Below are 22,229 nucleotides of genomic sequence, written 5' to 3'. Positions count from 1 at the left end.
AGCGTTTGACATCTAACGATTAGAGTTCTAACGTTTTCCCGGTAAAGCTGCTCCGGCTGCTTCACCGACCGTGGGAGGGATCATGAGCACGACCGAAGAGATCACCGACTGGGGCGCCCGCTGGGTCGCGGCCGAGACCGCCGGGGACGTCGAGACGCTGGGTGCGCTGGCGACCGAGGACTTCGAGCTGGTCGGTCCGCTGGGTTTCGTGCTGGACCGCGCGCAGTGGCTGAACCGTTACGGTCCGGGCGGGTTGGTCACGCACGAGCTGGATTGGCGTGAGGTCGCGGTGCGCGAGCACGGGGACACCGCGATCGTGGTCGGGGTGCACGATCAGAAGGCTTCGCACCAGGGCAATGCGGTGGACGGGCGGTTCCGCTCGACGCACGTGCTGGTGCGGGAGGACGGCCGGTGGCGGGTGGCGGGGATGCACTTGAGCCCGATCGGGGCGCCGCCGGCGTTCGCGCGTGGGGGTGCGTGATGGCCGGGTTGGATCACACGATCGTCTGGGCGACGGATCGGAACGCGTCGGCTGCGTTCCTGGCGGGGATCCTGGGGTTGCCGGTGGGGTCCGAGACGCCGCCGTTCTTGCCGGTGGTGCTGGGCAATGGGGTGACGTTGGACTTCGCGCAGGCGGAGAGTGTCGCGGGCCAGCACTACGCGTTCCTGGTGGACGATGCGGAGTTCGATGCCGCGCTGGCTCGGCTGGAGGCCGCCCGGGTCGCGGTGTACGCGGATCCGTTTCACCGCACGGCGGGGATCAACCGGATGTTCGGGGGCCGAGGTTTGTACTTCGCGGATCCGGACGGGCACAACCTGGAGCTGCTCACGAAGGCCGGTTAGCGGCGGCGGGTGCGGGCTGGGTCGCGTCGAGGGCGAACACGCGGCCCAGCGCGATGACGCCTTCGTCGAGGTGGCTGAAGCTGGAGATGACGGCTCGGGTTTCGGCGTCGTCGATGCGGTCGACGACGGGGGTGCCGTCGTCGCGGACGAGTTTGGTCGCAGGTGTGGTGTTGGGGTGGCGGACGGCGTCGCCGACGAGGTCGATGTTGGCGAGGACGCGGCCGGCGAAGAGGTCGAGGCGGTCGGCGACGGGTCCGTCGAGTAGGCCCGGCTGGGAGCGGGCGGCGACGTGGCGGGCGCGGAAGGCGATGGTTTCCAGCGTGGTGAGCACGTGCCAGCCGTAGTCGCGCCGGGCGCTGCGCAGGTTGATGGGGTGGGTGAGGGGTTCGATGGTCTTGCGGACTTGCTCGACGGCGCGGTCGAGGTCGCGGGACATCTCGATGATGTTCACGTTGTCGCGGCCCGAGAGCAGGGTGTCGGCTGATTCGACGAACTCGTGGAGTTCGTCGAGGACGGCGGCGATGTCGTCGAGCATCACGGATCGGGTGCGCACGGGCAGGATGACCACGGCGGCGAGCAGACCGGCGGCGGCGCCGACGGCGGTTTCGGCGACGCGGATCCAGAGGACTTCGATGCTGAAGGTGCCGAGCAGGCTGTAGAGCAGGCCGAGCATGCTGGTGACGAAGAAGGCCATGAGGAACTGCGAGACGCGGGACATGTAGACCATGCCGAACACACAGACCATGATCAGGGCCAGGATGGCGATGGTGTTGCCGCTGACGAGCAGGGCGAGGGCGACGCCGCCGACGATGCCGATGAGGGTGCCGCCGGTGCGGCGGACGCCTTTGACGAAGCGGGCGCCGGCGCTGGAGGTGCCGACGAAGACGACGAACACGGTGAGCACGGCCCAGTACCAGCGCTGGTGGGAGATGAGCTGTCCGGCGAGGACGGCGAGCCCGCCGCCGATCACGGCCTGGATGGCGCTGCGGGTCTGGTTGTCGTAGGCGAACGCCTTGGTGGGTTCGGGTTCGCCGTCTTCCTCGTCGTCGAGTGAGTAGTCCACTGTGTTCTTCCGGGCGGCGACGCGCTGGGCGCGGTCGTCGGCGACGGCGAGTTCGGCGATGGCTCGGCGGACGCCGTCGCCGGGGTGGGCTTTCTCGTCGATGCGGCTGCCTTCGACGAGCATGCGGCTGTATTCGCCGGTTTCGCTGATGAGGGGCAGTTCGCGGGGATCGCGTTCCATGAGGGAGCGGAACTTGGCGAGGCGGGCGACGAGGTCGTCGGCGACGCCTTCGGGCATGGGGTGGGTGAAGGTGCGCTGCACGGTGATGGTGAGCCACTGGACGGCGAGCTCGACCTCGATGGCGCGGCGGCGCAGGAGGTCGGCGTTGCGGGCGTCGACGACGTCGGGGGCGTTGTCTTCGATGAGCAGCACGGATTCGTGGAGGCGCGCGAGTGCGGTGCGGGTCTGGCGGTTGCTGCGGTCGCTGCCGGCGGAGGCGATGTAGGCCTCGGTGGCGCGGACGGCGGCGGCGACGCGGGCGCGGAAGGCGCGGCGGATGCGGATGAACTCGGATTCGGCGTTGCGGCGCAGGAGGACGAAGCGCACGAGGGCGTTGGCGGCGATGCCGGCGACCATCGCGATGAGCAGCTGTGGGGCTTGGGTGAGGTGGGCTTGCAGGAACATGGGGAAGAAGAACAGGAAGAACGTCATCGAGCCGAGGGCGGTGCCGCGGGGGCCGAAGCGCTGCACGTAGACGGCGACGAAGATCAGCAGCACGAAGATGATGCTGTCGAGTGGTGGGTAGGCGGCGCCGATCGTGGCGAGGGTGATGGAGCAGGCGCCGACGACGGCGGCGAGGCACAGGGTGACGGCTTGGCCGCCGCTGGTGGGGTCGTTGACGGTGAAGGCGCTCATCATCGCGGCGATCGCGGCCACGAGCGACGTGGTGAGGGGGAAGCCCAGCGGCTGCAGGGCGAGGAGCGCGAGGATGATGCCGAGCACGGCGGAGCCGGCCAGGCGCAGGCGGACGAGGCCGGGATCGGCTGCCGCCAGCCGGTCGAGGGTGGCGTCGCGGAGGTCGGCGATCATCGGGCGAGCAGCTCCCACTGGGCGAGGGTGACCCGGCGGCGGTTCGCCGCCGTGACTCGCAAACGGTAGTGCGCGTGGGCGGCGGGGCGGTCGAGGACGAAGGGCCGGGTCTGGCGGCGCCAGCGGAAGAGCTCGCCGCTGCGGCGGTCGAGTTCGGTCCAGCGGCGGCCGTCGGCGGAGCCTTCGAGGATCCACGAGGTGGGGTCGCCGGCGCGGCTGCCTGAGGTGAGGGTGTACATCGTGACTTCGCGGGCGCGGCCGTGCACGGAGAACTCGATCACCGGGGTGCGGGTGGTGAAGGTGGCTTCGGTGCGGCTGGTGTCGTCGACGAGCAGCGCGGCGGCGCCGTCGGGGCTGTAGGCGGTGCCGGTGAGGTCGGTCAGTGGTGTGGGGCGGGCCGGGGTGACGGGTTCGGTGCCCCAGGTGCCGGGGACGCTGCGCACGTCGAACTCCAGCACGGCGCCGCGGGCGAGCACGGCGTGGGGCAGGGTGGTCGAGTGGTGGGGGCGGCCGTCGATGGTGAGGCCGTGCACGTAGGGCGTGTCCTGCGGGTCGGTCGCGCTCGCGGCGCCGGGTGCGCGGATCACGAGGTCGTGGCCGTTTTCCAGGTGCAGGGTGGCCTGTTTGAACAGCGGCGCGCACACGACGTAGCGCGGGCTGCCGACGGTGAGCGGGTAGAGGCCCAGGGCCGCGAAGACGTACCAGGCGGACATTTCGCCGTTGTCCTCGTCGCCGGGGTAGCCCTGGCCGAGCTCGCTGCCGAGGTAGAGGCGGCGCAGCACTTCGCGGACGGTGCGCTGCAGTTTCGCGGGTGCGCCGGCGTAGGCGTAGATCCACGGGATGTGGTGGGAGGGCTGGTTGGAGTGCCCGTACTGGCCCATGCGGACGTCGCGGGCTTCGGTCATTTCGTGGATGAGGCCGCCGTAGGAGCCGGGTTTGCGACCGGTTTCGGGGGTGGTGAAAAATGTGTCGAGTTTGGCTTCGAGGCCGGCGGCGCCGCCGTGCAGGGCCGCGAGACCGGGGCCGTCGTGCGGTGCGGAGAACGCGGTGTTCCAGGCGTTGGTCTCCACGAAGTCGCCGCCCCACGCGGCCGGGTCGTAGCCCTGGGCGGGGAAGTGGCGGCCGCCGTCCGGGGTGCGGCCCTGGAAGAACCCGATGCGCGGGTCGAAGTGGTGCACGTAGTGCTGGGCGCGCTGGCGCAGGTAGGCGGCGTTGTCGGCGCGGCGGCGAGCACGGGGGCCTTCGCTCTCGCGGGCGAGCGCGTCGGCGAGGTTGGCGAGGCCGAAGTCGTTGAGGCAGCCTTCCAGCGCCCAGGACAGGCCTTCACGGGTCGAGGTGGAGGTGTAGCCGAGGAACGGTGCGGTGTCGAGGCCCTTGCGGCCGACGCCGGGGCGCGGTGGCGCGACGGTGGCGTTCTTGAGGGCGGCGTCGTAGGCGGATTCGACGTCGAAGTTGCGCACGCCTTTGAGGTAGGCGTCGGCGAAGGCGACGTCGGAGCTGGTGCCGGTCATGAGGTCGGCGTAACCGGGTGAGGACCAGCGGGCGATCCAGCCGCCTTCGCGGTACTGCTGCACGAAGCCGTCGATCATGCGGCCGCAGCGTTCGGGGGTGAGCAGCGCGTATGCGGGCCAGGTGGTGCGGTAGGTGTCCCAGAAGCCGTTGTTGACGTAGAGCTCGCCGTCCACGACCTTCGCGCCGGTGCGCTTGCGGGTGCTGAAAGCGCGGCCGCGGGCGACGGGGCTGGCGTGGCGGATGCCGTCGGGTGTGTTCTCGTGCGCGCGGTTCGGGTACAGGTAGAGGCGGTAGAGGTTGGAGTGGAACGTCGTGAGCTCGTCCTCGCTCGCGCCTGCCAGCTCCACGCGGCCGAGCACGTCCTGCCACTTCTCGCGGGCCCTGTCGCGCACCTCGTCGAACGTGGTGCCGGCCGGGATCTCGAGCTCGAGGTTGCGCCGGGCCTGCGCGAGGCTGATCAGCGACGTCGCGATCCGCAGCGTCACCTCCGGTGCGGTGAACTCCAGGTGCCCGAGCACGCGCCGCCAGATCGGGCCGCGGCCGCCGCCGGACGCGGGCACGTCGGCCTGGGCGTGGACGAACATCCGCCGCGCGCCCGTGGACAGCCGGCTGCGCACCCACGTGTACCCGGTGACGGTGCCGGTCGAGGGGTGCACGCGCAGGGCGCCGCGGTTGCGGGCGTTGTCGAACAGCACCCAGCCGTGGCCGTCGGGGAAGGTGAACCGGACGATCGCCGCGTGGTCGGCGGGCGCGAGGTCGGCGGTGATGCCGTTGCCGAAGCGCACACCGTAATGGTGTGGCAGGTCGGTCTCGTCGTCGTGGGAGAACGTGAGCGCGCGGCGGCGGGGGTCGGTCTGCAGCGCTCCGGTGCCGGGCATGAAGTGGAAGGTGTGGCGGTCGCCCATCCACGGGCTCGGCTGGTGGCTCACGGCGAAGGCCTGCAGTGCCGGTTCGTTCGCCGCGGTGTTGTGCCGGTGGTAGGAGTAGAACCAGTCGAGCGCTCGCGCGTCGGTGATCGGGGTCCAGAAGTTGAAGCCGTGGGGCACGGCCGTGGCCGGGAAGGTGTTGCCGCGCGAGAACCCGAAACCCGAGTGTGTGCCGCGGGTGGTGCGCACGAACTCGACCGGGTCGCCGGTGCGCGGGTGGTGCTCGCCGAGGCGGACGTCGTCGACCCAGCCGGTGATGTCGCGCCCGCCCGGCGCGTCGGTGAGCAGCACGATCCGCCGCACCCGGCGTCCGGCGAACGCCCCCAGCGGCCGCCGCACCAGGTTCCACTGGTCCACCAGCAGCGTCTTCGCGTGCCCCTGCTCGGTGGGGGAGAAGCCGGCGCGGCCGCCGTCGTCGAACTCCAGGTCCAGCGCCACGAAGGTGCTGCGGTAGGAGGGCACGGCGCCGTCGGACTCCGGGAAGACCACGTAGGACAGTGCACTGTGGGCGGTGAGCTCGACGTCCACCTCGAACAGCGCCGTGCGCGCCGCTGCGCCGTAGCGCAGGGCCCGTACGCCGGTGAACCCCACACCGGTCTTCGCGGTCGCCGACCGATCGGGTCCGCGGCCGACTTTGACACCGGAGGCGACCGGCTGCGGGTCACCCGCCTCGAACGATGAGAAGAACCCGGCGCTGGTCACGCACACACGGTAGTCGCTGCGCCACGGCTCGACCCGATGTGGCCGATGGCCGGCCCGGCGCGGCGGCCGGGCCGGCTGTGGTCAGGTCCTCGGTGGTCAAGCCGCCTGGGGGAAGATGCCGAGCTGGGTGAGGCCGAGCTGGGTGAGGATGTCGAGGATGTCCTCGACGGAGGTGGCCCCGACGTGTCGGTCTCCCAGCACGCGAAGAACACCCTGATCGAGGCACGTGGCGCGCACTCGCCCCGGCAAGCGGCCCTGCCGCCTGACCGGCCGGACACCGGCGAGAAAAGGGTGTGGCCCCGCAGGAAACCCTGCGGGGCCACACCCTCACCTCAATCCGGCTACAGCTTCGCGCACTGCCCCGCAGCCGGACCGCGCACGGTGTTGGCGAGGTCGTGGTCGGTCGGCACCGGCGTGTTGCCTGTGCAGGCCAGCGGCCCGCCCACGGTGCTGGAGGTCAGCACCGGCCCGTGGTTGCCCGTCAGCGTCGCCGGGCCACCGATGTCGGTCAGCTCGATCGACACCGCCCCGGTCGTGCCCGTGATCGCCACCGGCCCCGAGACCTTCGTGCGGTTCAGCACGACCTGCCCCGCACCCGTCGCCGCGAGCGGACCCGCGATCGAGCCGCCGCGAACCACCAGCGACGCGCCACCGGACACCGTCACCGGACCCGACACCGTCGCGTCCTGCAGGCACAGCGTGCCGCTCGACACCGTCAGCGGACCCTTCTGCACACCCGTCAGCGTCTTCGTGCACGACGCGTCCGGCCGGCCCAGCAGCTCGAACTCCGAGAGCGACGCCGGGCCACCACTGCTGTCGGTGACGGTCAGCCGGTAGTAGGCGTAGTGCGCCGGGTTGGCCACCGCGAACGCCCGCGTCTGCTGCCGCCACGGGAACGTCTGAGCAGCCTGCTTGTCCGCGACCGCCCACGTCTTCCCGTCGTAGGAACCCTCCAGCTGCCAGCTCTTCGGGTCACCGGCACCCTTCGGCGAGGTCAGCGTGTAGTGCGTGACCGCCTCGTCCGTCGAGTTCAGCTGGTAGGTCACCGCACCGGTCACCTTCGCCTCGGTGCGCGAGGTGTTGTCGATCAGCGCCGCCGCGTTCGAACCGTCCGAAGTGGACAGCGTGCCCTTGCCGGCGCCCGTCTCGTCGTGCAGCGGCGTCGGCACCGCGTCGCCCGTGGTGATCGACTTCGGCGCGTCGTTCGCACCCGTGCCCCAAGCCGACGGGTTCGGGCCCATGTCGAAGTCGAGCGTCGCCCCGTGCGCGAGCACGTCCTGCGGCAACGACGTCGACGTCCAGGCCTTGCCGTTGACCTTCAGACCCTGCACGTACACGTTCTTCGCCGAGTTCTTCGGCGCGTTGATCACCACGTCGCCACCGGGCAAGTGCAGCGTCGCCTTGGTGAACAGCGGCGACCCGATCGCGTAGTTCGGGCTGCCCATCTGCAACGGGTAGAACCCGAGCGACCCGAAGACGTACCACGCGGACATCTCACCGTTGTCCTCATCGCCCGCGTAACCCTGGCCCAGCTCGCTGCCCGAGTACAGCCGCGAGAGCGCCTCGCGCACCTTGGCCTGCGTCTTCGACGGCTGGCCCGCGTAGTCGTACATGTAGAGCAGGTGGTGCGCAGGCTGGTTGGAACCGCCGTACTGGCCCATCCGCACGTCGCGCGCTTCCCGCATTTCGTGGATCACCGTGCCGTAGGACCCGGTCATCGTCGCAGTCTCCTGGTCGGCGAAGAACTGGTCCAGCTTGTTCGCCAGGCCGGCCTTGCCGCCGTAGAGGTTCGCCAGGCCCTGACCGTCCTGCGGCACGGTGAACGCCATGCCCCAGCCGTCGGTCTCGGTGTAATCGCCGCCCCACGCGCGCGGGTCGTACTGATCCTTGGTCTTGGTGAACTTCCCGTTCGCGTCCTTGCCCTGGAAGAACCCGACACTCGGGTCGAACAGGTTCACGTACTGCTGCGCCCGGCTGGTGAAGTACTGGTAGTTCTCCAGGTACTCCGCCTTGCGCGGGTCACTGGCCGGAGCCTCGTCGTAGAGCTTCTTCGACAGGTTCGCGATGCCGAAGTCGTTCACGTACCCCTCGATCGCCCACGAGAAGCCTTCGCTGGCGGTATTGGGCGTGTAACCGAGGAAGATTCCCTGGTCCAGGCCCTTGCGCCCGACCGCCGAGTTCGGCGGCGTCACCGTGGCGTTCTTCAACGCCGCGTCGTAGGCCGACTTCACGTCGAAGTTCGTCACGCCCTTGAGGTAGGCATCGGCGAACGCGACGTCGGAGCTCGTACCCGTCATCAGATCCGCGTAACCGGGGGAGGACCAGCGCGCGATCCAGCCCGAGTCGCGGTACTGCTGCACGAACCCGTCGACCATCTTCCCGGCCATGTCCGGCGTGAGCAGCGAATACGCCGGCCACGTGGTGCGGTAGGTGTCCCAGAACCCGTTGTTCACGTAGACCTGGCCGTCGACGATCTTCGACCCGGTCTGCGTCGCGGTGTCCGCACCGGCCTTCGCCGCCACCGGCGAGGCGTACTTGTACACCGGGGCCTGCGGCGTGCCGGTGTTCTCGAAGCCCTCGTTCGGGTACAGGAACAACCGGTACAGGTTCGAGTACAGCGTCTCCAGCTGGTCCTTCGACGCGCCCTGCACCTCGATCACCCGCAGCTGCTTGTCCCACGCCTGCTGCGCGGCGTCGCGCACGGAGTCGAACGTCGCCGCCGGCGCGATCTCCTGCTCCAGGTTCTTCTTCGCCTGGTCCACGCTGATCAGCGACGTCGCGATCCGCATCGTCACCGTTTTGTCCGCGCCCGCGGCGAACCGCAGGTACCCGGTCACGTTGTCGCGGCCCTGCCCGGTCAGCTTCGCCCCGGCGGTCACCGGCTTGTCGAAGGTCGCGTAGACGAACATCCGCCCCGCACCCGCCGACAGCCCGCTCTTCGCGTCCGAATACCCGGTCAACGTGCCCGCCGCCGGGTCGAGCGTGAGCCCACCGGAGTTGTTCACGTTGTCGAAGATCAGGCTCGAATCGGTGCCAGGGAACGAGAACCGCATGACCGCCGCGTGGTCGGTCGGCGCGATCTCGGTCTTGATCCCGTTGTCGAACGTCACCCCGTAGTAGTGCGCCCGCGCGACCTCGTTGTCGTGGGAGAACGACAGCGCCCGCGCGTCACGGTTCGCGTCCGGCACTCCGGCCGCCACCGACGGCATCACCTGGAAACTCTGCCGGTCACCCATCCAGGGGCTCGGCTCGTGGCTCGCCGAGAACGCCTGCAGTTGCGGCCGGTTGTCGGCGTTGTTCTGCGTCGAGTAGTTGTAGAGCCAGCTGTCCGACCCCGCGTCGGTGACCGGCGTCCAGAAGTTGAACCCGTGCGGCACCGCCGTGGCCGGGAAGTTGTTGCCCCGCGAGAACGTGCCGTTGGCCATCGTCCCGCGCGTGGTCAGCACGTTGTCACTCGGCCGCTCGCTCGCCGGCGGCGTCGGGGTCGCCGAGATCTTCACGTCGTCGAGCCAGCCCTGGAACGCACCCGGCCCGTTCGGGTTGTCGTAACCCACGAGGATCCGGTCGATCGTCTTGCCCGCCGCGACCGTGCCGATCGCCGAACGCACCAGGTTCCACTGGTTCGCGTAAAGGATCTTGCTCTCACCCTGGCCCTGCGGCGTGAGCGGGAACCCGTACTGGTCGGTCGCCCCCAGTCCCGACAGGTACGTGCCGTCGGTGAAAGCCAGATCGATCGCCACGTTCGTGCTCGGGTACTTCAGGTCGTTGCCCGTGAACTGCGGCTGCACCTTGTACGACAGCTCGGTGGACGCGACCACCGGCAGGTTCACGTCGAACACCTTGTTGTAGGAGTACCCGTGCCCGGCCGCGGTCTGCGTGCCGGCGTAGCGGAACGCCTTCTTTCCGGTGAACCCGACCCGATTCTTGTTCGTGTAGCCGCTGATGGGCCCGGCGTCGACGAAGCTGCGCATGTTCGGCAACGGCGGCGGGGGAGCGTCGTCGTTGGCCAGCAGCAGCTCCGACATCTGCAGGATGTCGTCACCGTGGTTGCGCGTCACGTCCAACCGGTAGAACTTGTACGCCGCGCTCGGCGCCGCCAGCCGGTACTGGTGCTCCTGGAACCGCGCGTCGAACGACTGACCCGACTGCTTGTCCAGATCCGTCCACTGCTGCGCGTCGTTCGACCCCTGCAGCGTCCAGTCCTGCGGGTCACGCCCGGCGAAGTCATTGGCCGAGCTGATCGCGTAGTGCGTGATCGACACCGGCTCCGACAACGTGATCTGCGCCCACGCCGTCGGGTCCCACGAAAGCCACTTCGTGTCCGTGGTGCCGTCGACCAGGTTCGCCGAGACCTCACCACCGTCGGTGTTCTCGCTGCTCGCGCTCGTCTCGGTCACCTTGCCCCGGATGTCACCCGGGATCGTGGCCCCGTTCGCACCGTTGACCCCCGCCGTGCGCGCCTGCCCGGCGGCGTCGGTGTCAACGGTGTCCTGCCACGTCGGTTGCGGATCCGACGGCTCGAACGAAGAAGAGAAGTCCGGCGGAAGTGCGTCCGCCACGGCGACCGGGATCGCCGGCGTGGCGACCAATCCGGCCGCCGCCACGACCGCGACCAGCGCGGCGCGGACGGATCTGGCGCTTCGGGGCATCGTTGCTCCCAGCTTGTCGGGGCGGGTCTCGCGCGCCCGCGCGGGAGCAACCCGGCGGCAGCGCTACGGAAGGGAAACCCGCGGGTGACATCGATGTCAAGATCCCTCGGCCAAACCTGGCCGGAAACGGACAACGCCGGACGCACCCGCTCCCGCATCCGGTCCCGCCCCGCGCAACCGCCGAAGATCACGTCCGGGTGCTCGATGTCGATCACCCCGGCCGCGACCGGGCGACGCATCCGGAAATCCGGCACACCGGACCCCGGGCGCCGGTATAAGGGAACCATGTCCGCAGAACCGGTCGACCCCGACGAAGACGCCCGCCGCCGCGCCGAGCCCGTGGTGGCCGCCGGCGACCCCACGGGGTGGTTCGAACCCCTCTACGCCGCCGCCGAAGCGGGGGAGGCCGTCGTGCCGTGGTTCCGCGGCGAGCCCAGCCCCGAACTCGCGGCGTGGGCCACGGCGAACCCCGGCGGTGACCGCAGCGCGCTCGTCGTCGGCTGCGGCCTGGGCGACGACGCGGAACTGCTCGCCGCCGCGGGCTATCGGACCTCGGCCTTCGACGTCTCGCCGAGCGCGATCAAGGCCGTCCTGAGCCGCTTCCCCGAAACCCGCGTCTCCTACCGCACCGCCGACCTGCTCGAACCCCCCGCCGAATGGCACCACGCCTTCGACGTCGTGATCGAGATCATGACCGTCCAGTCCATGCCCAAGGCCTTCCGCGACGCGGCCATCACGTCCGTGTCCGGCTTCCTCGCCCCCGGCGGCACCCTCGTGGTCGGCGCCTTCGCCGAGGAAAGCATCGACCCGGCGACCTGGACCGGCCCGCCCTGGCCGCTCAACCGCGCCGAACTCGACTCCTTCGCCCGCGACGGCGTCAAGGCCACCACCGTCGACCGCGTCCGCGACGGCGCCCGCTGGTGGGCCCAGTTCACCCGGGAACCCTGACGTGGCCCACGATCCCGCCCTCGAACGCTGGCTCGCCGAGAACGCCGCCGGACAACCTCCGTCCGACGTGCTCACCGCTGCGCTCTTCGCGGCCCGGACCGGCCACGAACCACCCGATGACGTCCTCGACGCCCGGGGCCGCGAAGTCGTGACCAGCCGCCGCGTCGTCGACCAGTCGGAACCCGAGTTCATCACCCAGGCCCGGCGGCGCGGCTGGTCCTGGGAACGCATCGCCGAACGCCTCGGCCTTCCCGGCGCCGAAGCGGCCGAGCACCGCCAAGCAGAACTCGAGGCGGAGTTGGACCGCACGCACCCGCAGAACATTCCCAGAGCCCGGCGCGCCTGGCGTTACCGCCGTCAGTACCCGCGTTTCGTGGCTCTCCGTACATCAAGTCCCCACCGTCGAGTCATTTAGCTCACTGACAGTGAGTTTCGCGGCCATTCGCGAGGAACGATCGAGCCAGACGCCTCGATCAACCCTCCCGAGCCCTTCCCCCCGGGCTCGGTCGAAAGGTGCGCTGCGCACGTGTCCCACATTCTCGACCGGCCCGACCGCCGGCTCCTCCACGGCCGGTTCGTGGCCCCCTGGTCGCCGCGGCGCCGGACCGGATCCGGCCCTACCTGCGCCTGATGCGCGTGCACGCGCCGATCGGGACCTGGCTCTGGCTGCTGCCCGGCTGGTGGGCGCTCGCGCTCTCGCCCCTCACCGGCATCACCCTGGTCTGGCAGCTCCTGCTCTTCGGCCTGTCCGCGATCGCGATGCGGGCCTCGATCTGCACGGTCAACGACGTCGTCGACAAGGACATCGACGCCCAGGCCGAACGCACCAGGTCCCGCCCGCTGCCCGCCGGTGAGGTCAGCGTCGCCGCGGCACTGGTGTTCGCGGCCGTGCAGCTGGTGATCGCGCTGGCCCTGCTCATCGCCACCGGATGGCTCGCGGTCCTCGCCGCGCTCGCCAGCTTCCCGTTCTTCGTGATCTACCCCTACGTCAAACGTGGATCCAACTTCGCGCAGGTGTGGCTGGGCATCTGCTTCAGCCTCAACGCGCTCGTCGGCTCGCTCGCCGCGACCGGCACCATCACCGCGGCCGCGCTCGCGCTGTGGGGCGGCGGGGTGTTCTGGACCATCGGCTATGACACGATCTACGGCCACCAGGACAAGGAAGACGACATCCGGATCGGCGTCGGTTCCACGTCCCTGCTCTTCGGCGGCGGCCACCCCCGCGTTGGTCGCTGGCTGCTACACCCTGACCATCGCCGGCCTGGCCGCCGCCGGACTGCTCGCCGGCGCGGGCGCGTGGTTCTACGTCCTGCTCGCGGCAGGCGCACTGCACCTCGCCTGGCAGGTCGCGACCCTCGACATCGACTCGCCGCAACGCTGCCTCAAGCTCTTCGTGTCCAACCGGTGGTTCGGCCTCGTCATCGTGATCGGAGCGCTGATCGCGTGAACGAGCCCCTGCTGCCCTTCGACCGCGACGTCTCCCCGCAGGACCCGCCCTCGCGCTACGCCGCGTGGCGCGCCGAAAGCCCGATCCGGCGCGTCAGCCTGCCGACCGGGCGCACCTACTGGCTCCTCACCCGATTCCAGGACATCCGTGACGTGCTCGCCGCCAAGACCGTGAGCGCCGACCCCACGCACGCGGACTACCCGCGCCTTCGCGGCGACGACAAACCACCCCGCCCCGGCGCGTTCATCACCAGCGACCCGCCCGAGCACACCCGCCTGCGCCGCATGGTCAACGGCGCGCTCCGCCCGGCCGCGCTCGAACGCCTCCAACCGGCCCTCGAGAAGCTCACCGGCGACCTGCTCGACGACGTCGCCACCCGCCCGGAGTTCGACCTCCTGGCCGACTTCGCCCTGCCCCTGCAGAACGGGATGCTGTGCGAGCTGCTCGGCGTGCCGGCCGCCGACCAGGGCCTGTTCGAACGCATCGCCCTGACCATCTCCGACCTCGAAGCCACGGGGGAGCAGGTCACCGCGGCACGGATCGAGCTCGAGACCCACCTGATCGAACTGCTCGACCACAAGGGCCGCCACCCGGCCGAAGACCTGCTCTCCGACCTGGCCGTCAACCGGATCCGCACCGGCGAGCTCACCCCGGTCGAAGCCGCGGGCATCGGCACCCTCCTGCTCTTCGCCGGTCAGGAACCGACCGTCAACACCCTCACGATGAGCGTTCTGGCCCTCATGCGGGACCCGGAGCAGGCCCGTCGGCTCGCCACCGAACCGGACACGGTGCCCCGCGCGGTCGAGGAACTGCTGCGCTACACCACGGTGATCCACTTCGGGATGCGCCGCGTCGCCACCGAGGACCTCGACATCGGCGGCACCGTCATCCGCGCCGGCGAAGGCGTGATCTGCCCCCTGCAGTCCGCCAATCGCGACGAGACGGCGTTCCCCGAGCCCGACGTGCTCGACCTGACCCGCGACGCCCGCAAGCACGTCGCGTTCGGGTTCGGCGTCCACCAGTGCGTCGGCCAGCCCCTGGCCCGCGCCGAACTGCGCGTGGCGCTGCTGGCGCTCTTCCGCCGCTTCCCCGACCTGCGCACCACCGTGCCGATCTACCGGCTCGCCTTCCGCGACCACGCGATCGTCTACGGCCCGGTGCGCCTGCCGGTCACCGGGGCGCCGCTGGGTTGACTCAAACCGGGTTCGGACACGACTTGGCTAGCAGGACTCCAGGAACCGCTTGAGCACCCGCGTCCCGAACCGCAGCCCCTCGGTCGGCACGCGTTCGTCGACGCCGTGCGCCATCGCGCGGTACGGGAACCCTTCGGGCAGCGACAGGGGAGCGAAGCCGTAACACGCCATGCCGAGCTTCGCGAACGCCTTCGCGTCCGTGCCGCCACCCAGGCAGTAGGGCACGACCACCGCGTCGGGATCCTCGCTCCGCAGCGCGGCGGCCATGGCGTCGAACCACGGCGAGTCCACCGGCGCCTGCACGGGTGGCTGGTGCGCCACGAACTCCCGCGTCACACCCGGGCCCAGCAGCGAGTCGAGGACCTCGAACAGCTCGTCCTCCGTGCCCGGCAGCACCCGCACGTCGACCTGCGCGGTGGCGGCCGACGGGATCACGTTCACCTTGTAGCCGGCCGACAGCATGGTGGGTGTGGTGCTGGTGCGGATCGTCGGCACCACCAGCGACCCCGCCGGCCCCAACCGCGCCACCGTCTCGTCCACCGCCTCGCTCGACGAGAGGTCCACGGCCACCCCGAGCGCCGCGCCGGTGCGTTCCAGGAACGCTCGCACGGTCGGGGTCAGCCGCACCGGCCAGCGGTGCCCGGCGATCCGGTGCAGCGCGCCGGTCAGCAGCGTCACGGCGTTCTCGTCGTTGGGCCGCGAACCGTGCCCCGCCCGGCCGCGCGCGGTCAGCTTGAGGTGTGCCGTGCCGCGCTCGGCCGTGCCGACCGGGTACAGCCGCACGGTGCGCCCGTCGGCCGCCGGCGCGTGGTAGCTGTAGGCGCCCGATTCGCTGATCGCCGCGGCGCAGCCGTCGAACAGCTCCGGGTGGTGCTCCACGAGCCAGTGCGCGCCGAAGTCGCCCTTGTCCTCCTCGTCGGCCACGAACGCCAGCACCAGATCCCGGCGCGGCCGCAGCCCGGACGCGACGGCGGCCAGCACCATCGCGCAGAAGTCCTTCATGTCCGTCGCGCCGCGGCCCCACAGGAACCCGTCACGCACCTCACCGGAGAACGGCGGTACGGACCAATCCGCCGCGTCCGCGGGCACCACGTCCAGATGCCCCTGAACCAGCAAGCCCGGCAACGCCGGATTCGCGCCCGGGATCCGCGCGATCACGTTCGCCCGCCGCGGCGCCGACTCCACGATCTTCGCCGAAACCCCGTGCCGCCCCAGGAACCCGGCGACGTACTCCGCTGCCTCGCGCTCGCCCTCGGAGTCGCCGCCGCCGCGGTTGGTCGTGTCGAACCGCACCAGATCGGCGCACAACCCGACGACGTCCACCGCGGGAATCTCCGGACCCTCAGCCATAAATGCCCTGCACCGCCCCACCCGCGATGGCCGTGACCACTTTGAACGCCTTCATCGCCTCGGTCATGCTCGGCGCGTCGAACCCCACCCGGCGCGTGCCGATCTGCTCCACCGTCGGGATCACCGCCGTCGCCTGCGCCAGATGGCTCGCGTCGAACTCCACCTCGATCCGGTGCCGCCCCGGCTGGCGCTCCACCCGCCCGGCCCGCACGCACGAATCCAGCGCCGCCGCCCTGAGCAGCTCCGCCGTGCGCGCCGGCGGCAGGCAGATCGCCGCGTACCGGCTCACGCACTCCTTCACCGGCACCAGCTCCGCCTCCGGCGCGTAGTCACGGGCGTCCTCACACGCCTGGTCGTCACCGCTCACCAGCAGCACCGGCACGCCGTACTCCGCCGCCAGCGCCGCGTTGAGCCGCCCCTCGCTCGCGGGCACGTCGTCCAGCCACACCCCGGTGATCTGGTTCTCCAGGTAGGTGTGCGACAGCACCCCGTCGAACCCCGCGCCCGCGTGGTAACCGAGGAACACCACACCGTCCACACCGGAATCGATGCCCTGCATCATCGACAACGGCTTGTGCCGGCCGGTGAGCATCCGCGCCCGCGGATCCAGCTCCTCCAGCAGCAGGTTCCGCTGCGACGAATGCGCCTCGTTCACCAGCACGTCGGACGCGCCGCCGTCGAACAACCCGGCCAGCACGGCGTTCACGTCACCGGTGAACAGCCGCCGGAACCGCTGCCACGGCTCGGTGCCGGGCACGACGTCGTCGGTCCACGTGACGCCCGTGGCGCCTTCCATGTCCGCCGAGACCATGATCCGCATGCGGGCACTCTAGTCATCCTACGTCCGGCCCGCGGCAGAACACCCGAGCTCACCCACCGTGACCCCGCCTCGTGGATACTGTGCCGATCGTTACCAGTCCGACCACAGTCACGGCCGAATGACTCCTTTGCAGAGCTCACGTGCCGCCGGGGGGGGTCGGCCTACTTTTGGCCGGACTGGTAACAATCGGACCTGCACAGTTGTCGGAACATGTTGCGCCCTTCCCTCGGTATGTGGTTACTTTTCGAAACTGGGGCTAGACGATGGGGTGGTCTTCAAGTGCGGATCAAGCACGTTCGGCGCGGGGTCAACCGCGTGATCACGGTTCTGGCCGTGGGAACCATGGCGATTCTGCCGTTGGCGGGCACCGCCGCGGCCCAGAATCCGGCCCAACCGGCGCAGCAGCCGACGCAGCCGAAGGTGCTGCGGGTGGCGCTCACGACCGGGATCGACCACCTGAACCCGTTCACGGCGTCGCTCGCGGCGTCGACGCAGGTCGGCCGGTTCATCTACGAGTTCCTCACCATCCCCAGCGCGGACAAGGCCGAAGCCTCGCCCGCGCTCGCGGAATCGTGGACGACCTCGCCCGACAAGCTCACCTGGACGTTCAAGATCCGCCAGGGCGCGAAGTGGTCCGACGGGCAGCCGGTCACGGCGAAGGACGCGGCATTCACGTTCAGCCGCATGCTCACCGACGAGACCGCGCGCACCGCGAACGGCAACTACGTCGCCAACTTCGAGAGCGTGTCCGCGCCCGACGACACGACGCTGGTGATCAAGACCAAGGCCGTGCAGGCCACCATGGACCTGCTCGACGTGCCGATCGTGCCCGAGCACATCTGGTCCTCGATCAAGGATCTCAACGACCCCAAGACCGACGACCTGTCGGTGGTCGGCGTGAGCGACGGCCCGTACCAGCTCACCGAGTACAAGCAGAACGAATACGTGAAGTTCAAGGCCAACAAGTCCTACTGGCGCGGCGCGCCCAAGGTCGACGAACTGCAGCTGCTCGTGTTCAAGGACGTCGAGGCCGCCGTGAACGCCCTCAAGCAGGGCGAGGTCGACGTGATCAATCGGCTCACCCCGACCCAGTTCGACGCGCTCAAGGGCCAGCCGGGCATCGCCACCAACCAGGCACCCGGACGCCGCTACAACGAGATCAACATCAACTTCGGCGTCGAGGACGTGGACAACAAGCCGATCGGCAACGGCAACCCCGTGCTCAAGGACATCAAGCTGCGCCAGGCCATCGCCCAGAGCATCGACACCAAGACCATCGTCGACAAGGTCATGGGCGGCTACGGCCAGCTCGGCGGCGGCGTCATCCCACCGATCTACTCCGCCTACCACTGGGACCCCTCGGCCACCGAGGCCCGCAAATTCGACCTCGCCGCCGCCAACGCGGCGCTGGACCAGGCCGGCTACGCCAAGGGCGCCGACGGCATCCGCGTCGCTCCCGGCGGCGCGCGGCTCGAGCTGCGCCTCACCGGCCACGCCAACCGCGCGTTCGACCAGCGCACCGCGCAGTACGTCGCCGGCTGGCTGCAGCAGATCGGCATCTCGGTCAAGCAGGAGCTCGTGTCCGACGAAGAGCTCAACGACCGCACCACCGCCGGCAACTACGACCTCGTGATCTCCGGCTACGCCACCAACCCCGACCCGGACTACGCGCTCGCGCTGCACACCTGCGCCGCCCGGCCCAACGCCCAGGGCAAGGGCGCCACCACCGACACGTTCTTCTGCGACCCGGCCTACGACGGGTTCTACAAGCAGCAGCTCACCGACACCGACCCGGCCACCCGCGCCGGCTACGTCAAGCAGGCCCAGGCCCGCCTCTACAGCCAGGCCGTGAACGTCGTCCTCGACTACGACAACGCGCTCGAGGCCTACCGCTCCGACAAGTTCTCCGGTTTCCAGACCCAGCCGCAGCCCCAGGGCTCGATCCTGGAGCAGACCGGCTACTGGGGCGTCTACGGCGCCGTCCCCGCCGGCACCACCGACGCCGCGGCCGAGAGCGGCGGCTCCAACACCGTGCTGTGGATCGTGCTCGGTGTCGTGGTGGTGGTCGTGCTCGTCGGCGGCGGCATCATGATCGGCCGGCGCGGCAAAGCCGCCGACGACCGGGAGTAACCCCTCTTGACACAGGCACTGTCCTCTTCGGACCCCGCCTCGGTGCTCATCGACCCCGACGAGCACCGAGGCGGGACCGGGACCCTCCGCTTCGTCCTGACCAAGGTCGCCGAGGCGATCGGCAGCATCCTGCTGGTGATCGTGCTGGGCTTCCTGCTGTTCCGGCTCCTGCCCGGCGACCCCGTGGCCTACATGGTCCGCGAACGGCCCACCGATCCCGCCCAGATCGCCGAGCTGCGCGAACGCCTCGGCGTCGACAAGCCCATGCTCACCCAGTTCTGGGACTACTTCACCGGCCTGTTCCGCGGCGACTTCGGCGAGTCCTACATCGAACGCCGGCCCGTGCTCGACATGATCGGCGAACGCCTGTGGCCCACGGTGCTGCTCGTCGGCAGCGCCACCGTGCTCGCGGTCGCGATCGGCCTGTGGCTCGGCATCCGCACCGCGTGGAAACGCAACAGCTTCTTCGACCGCACCCAGACCGGCATCGCGCTGACGCTGTGGTCGGTGCCGCAGTTCTGGCTCGGCCTGATCCTGCTCGTCGCCACCGGCGGCCTGTTCCCCAGCCGCGGCATGCACTCACCCGACGCCGCGCCCGGCGTCCTGCTGCAGACCCTCGACGTGCTGCACCACCTCGTCCTGCCGTGTGTGACCCTGCTCGTGGTCTTCTACGCGCAGTACATGCTGGTGATGCGCTCGTCGCTGCTGGGGGAGATGAACGCCGACTACCTCACCACCGCCCGCGCCAAAGGCCTGCGTGACGACCTCGTGCGCCGCCGCCACGCCGTGCCCAACGCGTTGCTGCCCACCGTCACCCTGGTGTTCATGCAGTTCGGCATGGTCGTCTCCGGCGCCGTCACCGTCGAGGCCGTGTTCTCCTGGCCCGGCCTCGGGCAGCTCACCTACGACGCCATCCACGGCCCCGACCTGCCCGTCCTGCAAGGCGTGCTCGTGGTCCTGGCGAGCGCCGTGGTCCTGATGAACCTGTTCGCGGAACTGCTCTACCGCGTACTCGACCCGAGGGTGCGCACCGCATGACCACGACCGTTCCCGCCGAAGCCCCGCGCGCCATCGCCTGGCGCCGCCGTCGCGCCGGCCTCGCCCGCACCTGGCACGAGTTCGCGACCCAGAAAGGCGCGCTCGCCGGGTTCTGCCTGCTCGCGCTGACCGTCGTCGTCGCGCTCGCGCTGCCGCTGATCAGCGACTCCGGCGGCCTCGACGTCACCAAAGCCACCGGCCGGCCACTGAGCCCACCCGACGGGCAGTTCTGGCTCGGCACCGACATCGACGGCCGCTCCGTGCTGCTCATGACGATCTGGGGCACCCGGCTCTCCCTGCTCGTCGGCTTCTCCGCGACCGTCCTCAGTGTCCTGATCGGCACGGTCGTCGGCATCGCCGCCGCCCACTTCGGCGGCTGGATCTCCGCGGTCCTGCTGCGGTTCACCGACTTCTTCCTCGTGCTGCCCTCGCTGATCCTCGCGATCGCGCTCTCGGCCGTGCTGCCGCAGAGCACCCGCACGATCATCCTCGCCATCGGCCTCACCGCCTGGCCCAGCACCGCCCGGCTCGTGCGCGCCCAGACCCTCACCGTCGAAAGCCGCCCCTACATCGAGCGCTCCCGCGCACTCGGCGGCGGCCACCTGCACGTGATCGGCCGCCACGTGCTGCCCGGCGTGCTGCCGCTCGTGCTCGCCAACACCACCCTCGTCGTCGGCAACGCCGTGATCGCCGACGCGACCCTGGCGTTCCTCGGCGTCGGCGACCCCAACGCCATCTCCTGGGGCGCGATGCTCGAAACGGCGCTCAGCAGCGGCGCCGTGACCCGCGGCGCCTGGTGGAACCTGCTCCCACCGGGCATCGCGATCGTGCTCGTCGTGCTGTTCTTCACCCTCGTCGGGCGCGGGCTGGAGACAGTGCTGAACCCGAGGCTCAAAGGACGGAAATGACCGAGCCCGTGACCCCCCTGCTCGAACTCAAGAACCTCGGTGTCACCTACCACTCCGGCGGCGGCGAGATCCCCGCCGTCCGCGGCGTCGACCTGCGCCTCGAAGCCGGCGGCACCCTCGGCGTGGCGGGGGAGTCCGGCTCGGGCAAATCCACCGTCGCCATGAGCGTGCTGCGGCTGCTCCCGCGCAGCGCCACCGTGACCGGCGAGATCCTGCTCGAGGGCGAAGACGTCACCACCATGCGCTGGGGCCGCCTGCGGGCCGTGCGCTGGGCCGAGGCGTCGGTGGTGTTCCAGGGCGCCATGCACGCGCTCAACCCCGTGCGCCGCATCGGTGAGCAGATCGCCGAACCCCTCCGCCTGCACCCGCCCGAAAGCGGCGCGCTCACCGAGAAGCAGGTCGACGCCCGCGTCGCCGAGCTGTTGGCACAGGTCGACCTGCCGCCCGCGCGCGCCGGTGCGTACCCGCACGAGCTCTCGGGCGGGCAGAAGCAGCGCGTGATGATCGCGATGGCCCTGGCCTGCTCGCCCCGGCTGGTGATCGCTGACGAACCCACCACCGCGCTCGACGTGGTCGTGCAGGCCCAAGTGCTCGCGCTGCTGTCGAAACTCGTCGCCGAGCAGGACATCGGCCTCGTCATGATCAGCCACGACCTGTCCGTGCTCGCCGCCACCTGCGACCGCATCGCCGTGATGTACGACGGGCAGCTCGTCGAGGAACGTCCCAGCGCCGAGCTGATGGCCGACCCGCACCACCCCCACAGCCGCGCCCTCGCCGCCGCGTTCCCCACCGTCGGTGACCCCGTGTCCCGCTTCGCCCCGGCCACCAGCACCCCGCTGCCCCCGGAACCCGAAACCCGCGGCGGTGACGCCGACGCCGACGACGCGCCCCTGCTGGAGGCGGCCGACCTGCACGTCAGCTTCCGCGACCGCACCGGCAAACGCATCCACGCCGTCAAGGGCGTCGACCTCTCCGTGCGGCGCGACGAGATCGTCGCCCTCGTCGGCCAATCCGGCTCCGGCAAAACCACCCTCGCCCGCACCCTGCTGGGCCTGCAGAAACCCGACTCCGGCGCCGTCCGCCACGCCGGCCGCCCCATCCCGACCGGCGGCGCCGCCCTGCGCGCGTACCGGCGCGAGGTGCAGCTCGTGCTGCAGGACCCCACCAGCGCGCTCAACCCCGCCCACACCGTCTACGAGGCCGTCGCCGAAGGCCCGCGCATCCACGGCCTGCCGGACGAACACGACACCGTGCTGCGCGCCCTCGAAGCCGCCGAACTGCGCCCCCCGGAGAAGTTCCTCGACCGCCTGCCCCACGAACTCTCCGGCGGCCAGCGCCAGCGCGTCGTCATCGCCGGCGCACTCGCGCTGAACCCCGCCGTGCTCGTCGCCGACGAACCCGTGGCCTCACTCGACGCCTCCGTCCGCGGCGAAATCCTCGCCCTGCTGCTGCGCCTGCGCCGCTCCCTGGGCCTCGCGGCCCTCGTGATCACCCACGACCTCGGCCTGGCCTGGAACATCGCCGACCGCGTCGCCGTCATGTACCGCGGCGAACTCGTCGAAACGGGCACAGTGGAGCAGGTCCTGCTGGACCCGCACCACGACTACACCCGCTCCCTGCTCGCCGCTTTGCCCGGCGGCACCGCCCAGCGCACGACGTCCGGCAGCTGAG

The 22,229-nt window shown here is 70.4% G+C and carries 14 protein-coding genes; 9 read left to right on the top strand and 5 right to left on the bottom strand.

Going from position 1 to position 22,229, the window contains the following annotated elements; translation table 11 throughout:
- The first annotated feature begins 82 nt into the window (after positions 1–82).
- Positions 83–481 (top strand): nuclear transport factor 2 family protein, encoded by a 399-nt coding sequence (locus ACWEOE_RS21080; RefSeq protein WP_452011587.1) that lies wholly within the window; start codon positions 83–85, stop codon positions 479–481.
- Entirely contained in the window at positions 481–843 is a 363-nt protein-coding gene (locus ACWEOE_RS21075; RefSeq protein ID WP_452011585.1) for a VOC family protein, read from the top strand. Before ACWEOE_RS21080 ends, ACWEOE_RS21075 begins: the two co-directional genes overlap by 1 nt.
- Here the strand turns inward: ACWEOE_RS21075 and ACWEOE_RS21070 are convergent.
- The 3 genes from ACWEOE_RS21070 to ACWEOE_RS21060 form a co-directional block, all read right to left on the bottom strand.
- On the bottom strand, positions 827–2,935 hold the full coding sequence (locus tag ACWEOE_RS21070; RefSeq protein ID WP_452011582.1) for an FUSC family protein: 2,109 nt from the start codon (positions 2,933–2,935) through the stop codon (positions 827–829). The two genes, ACWEOE_RS21075 and ACWEOE_RS21070, sit on opposite strands and share 17 nt — an antisense overlap.
- Complete coding sequence (locus tag ACWEOE_RS21065; RefSeq protein WP_452011579.1) at positions 2,932–6,075, bottom strand: GH92 family glycosyl hydrolase; 3,144 nt, start codon at positions 6,073–6,075, stop codon at positions 2,932–2,934. Before ACWEOE_RS21065 ends, ACWEOE_RS21070 begins: the two co-directional genes overlap by 4 nt.
- Before the next feature lie 341 nt (positions 6,076–6,416).
- Positions 6,417–10,724, bottom strand: a complete 4,308-nt coding sequence (locus tag ACWEOE_RS21060; RefSeq protein WP_452011578.1) for a GH92 family glycosyl hydrolase — start codon at positions 10,722–10,724, stop codon at positions 6,417–6,419.
- Positions 10,725–11,009: 285 nt separating this feature from the next.
- Here ACWEOE_RS21060 and ACWEOE_RS21055 point away from each other — a divergent pair, with 285 nt between their 5' ends.
- The 3 genes from ACWEOE_RS21055 to ACWEOE_RS21045 all read left to right on the top strand — a co-directional run bounded on the left by ACWEOE_RS21055 (position 11,010) and on the right by ACWEOE_RS21045 (position 14,312).
- Positions 11,010–11,672 (top strand): class I SAM-dependent methyltransferase, encoded by a 663-nt coding sequence (locus ACWEOE_RS21055; RefSeq protein WP_452011575.1) that lies wholly within the window; start codon positions 11,010–11,012, stop codon positions 11,670–11,672.
- Position 11,673: 1 nt separating this feature from the next.
- Entirely contained in the window at positions 11,674–12,087 is a 414-nt protein-coding gene (locus ACWEOE_RS21050) for a hypothetical protein (protein WP_452011573.1), read from the top strand.
- Between the two features lie 215 nt (positions 12,088–12,302).
- Positions 12,303–14,312, top strand: a complete 2,010-nt coding sequence (locus ACWEOE_RS21045; protein ID WP_452011570.1) for a cytochrome P450 — start codon at positions 12,303–12,305, stop codon at positions 14,310–14,312.
- Positions 14,313–14,339: 27 nt separating this feature from the next.
- On the opposite strand, the gene ACWEOE_RS21040 is transcribed toward ACWEOE_RS21045, so the two are convergent.
- Positions 14,340–15,662 carry a M20/M25/M40 family metallo-hydrolase gene (locus ACWEOE_RS21040; RefSeq protein WP_452011568.1) on the bottom strand — a complete coding sequence of 441 codons (1,323 nt, stop codon included), beginning with the start codon at positions 15,660–15,662 and terminating at the stop codon, positions 14,340–14,342.
- Positions 15,655–16,482, bottom strand: coding sequence for a M55 family metallopeptidase (locus tag ACWEOE_RS21035; RefSeq protein WP_452011566.1), 828 nt, complete (start codon positions 16,480–16,482; stop codon positions 15,655–15,657). Before ACWEOE_RS21035 ends, ACWEOE_RS21040 begins: the two co-directional genes overlap by 8 nt.
- A gap of 342 nt (positions 16,483–16,824) precedes the next feature.
- On the opposite strand from ACWEOE_RS21035, the gene ACWEOE_RS21030 reads away from it, so the two are divergent.
- Genes ACWEOE_RS21030 through nikE form a run of 4 tightly spaced genes read left to right on the top strand, consistent with a single transcriptional unit; the run spans position 16,825 to position 22,228 of the window.
- Positions 16,825–18,612 (top strand): ABC transporter substrate-binding protein, encoded by a 1,788-nt coding sequence (locus tag ACWEOE_RS21030; protein WP_452011719.1) that lies wholly within the window; start codon positions 16,825–16,827, stop codon positions 18,610–18,612.
- Positions 18,613–18,618: 6 nt separating this feature from the next.
- On the top strand, positions 18,619–19,650 hold the full coding sequence (locus ACWEOE_RS21025) for an ABC transporter permease (protein ID WP_452011563.1): 1,032 nt from the start codon (positions 18,619–18,621) through the stop codon (positions 19,648–19,650).
- Entirely contained in the window at positions 19,647–20,558 is a 912-nt protein-coding gene (locus ACWEOE_RS21020; protein ID WP_452011560.1) for an ABC transporter permease, read from the top strand. The genes ACWEOE_RS21025 and ACWEOE_RS21020 overlap by 4 nt, the downstream gene beginning before the upstream one ends.
- Positions 20,555–22,228, top strand: a complete 1,674-nt coding sequence (gene nikE, locus ACWEOE_RS21015) for a nickel ABC transporter ATP-binding protein NikE (RefSeq protein ID WP_452011557.1) — start codon at positions 20,555–20,557, stop codon at positions 22,226–22,228. Before ACWEOE_RS21020 ends, nikE begins: the two co-directional genes overlap by 4 nt.
- The last annotated feature ends 1 nt before the right edge of the window (position 22,229 follow it).

The sequence above is a fragment of the Amycolatopsis sp. NPDC004368 genome (assembly GCF_053602515.1).
The sequence above is the reverse complement of the archived record's forward strand: the minus strand, read 5'-3'. Positions and strand labels throughout refer to the sequence as shown.